Annotated in this window: 1 pseudogene; it reads right to left on the minus strand. The window is 27.5% G+C overall.

Going from position 1 to position 523, the window contains the following annotated elements:
• Window positions 1-405 (minus strand): annotated as a pseudogene (locus HMPREF9071_RS11760) (hypothetical protein); the annotation flags it as partial.
• Window positions 406-523 lie beyond the last annotated feature (118 nt).

Here is a 523-nt window from a genome sequence, read left to right on the forward strand (position 1 = left end):
TTTCTTTTCCAAGAATTGTAAAATATAAGGATATTTAATTTTCTTGAATTTCTTATCTTCATCTACAATTCTTTTAACGCCTTTTTTATTGTAATAAACAGATTTTCCGATAAGTACATTTTCTCCTATAAAATGCTTGATGCTTTTAATTTTTCCATTCGGATAATAATCTTTACGGCGTGTTATAAAAGAAGGGGAGGGCAAACTTTCCTCTATATATCCCCCTTCTTCTTTGTCAAAACTAATCTTATAAAGAATACAACCATCTGTTTTTAAATACTGATGTCTGTAAATATCAGCATTTTTTCCAAGATTCTTATATAATTCAAAATCAAACGTTTCATTTTTAGGTTGTGCTATTACATAGGAAGCATACAAATATAGTAATACTAAAAATACTCTCATAATTGCTCATTAATTATTCTATTTAATATTTCTTTTATTGCGGGGTTTATTAATTTCCATTGCCATTGATAGAGAGCAACTCCTTCGTTTAGATAATCCATCACATTATCTGTTTCTT

The organism is Capnocytophaga sp. oral taxon 338 str. F0234, assembly GCF_000192225.1.
GTDB lineage: Bacteria > Bacteroidota > Bacteroidia > Flavobacteriales > Flavobacteriaceae > Capnocytophaga.